Annotated in this window: 1 protein-coding gene; it reads right to left on the reverse strand. The window is 50.0% G+C overall.

What is annotated here, in order from left to right; translation table 11 throughout:
• The coding region (locus tag FJR09_RS24200) for a WD40 repeat domain-containing protein (RefSeq protein WP_371725677.1) at positions 1-286 on the reverse strand (286 nt) is incomplete at its 3' end.
• Positions 287-300: the final 14 nt, after the last annotated feature.

Genomic DNA, 300 nt, shown 5'->3' on the forward strand with positions numbered 1-300 from the left:
GACCATCTCCACTCCAGGCTACTGAGTTAACCACACTGCTATGACCCTCTAGGGTTCGCACACATTCCCAAGACTGCACATCCCACAGTTTCACCGTATTATCATTACTACCACTAGCCAAGGTCAGACCATCTCCACTCCAGGCTACTGACCTAACGGAATCACTATGACCCTCTAGAGTTTGCACACAGTCCCCAGACTGCACATCCCACAGTTTCACGGTGTTATCATGACTACCACTAGCCAAGGTCAGACTATCTCCACTCCAGGCTACTGAGTTAACCACACTGCTATGACCCT

This window comes from Dolichospermum sp. UHCC 0406, assembly GCF_009712025.1.
Taxonomy (GTDB): Bacteria; Cyanobacteriota; Cyanobacteriia; order Cyanobacteriales; family Nostocaceae; genus Dolichospermum; species Dolichospermum lemmermannii.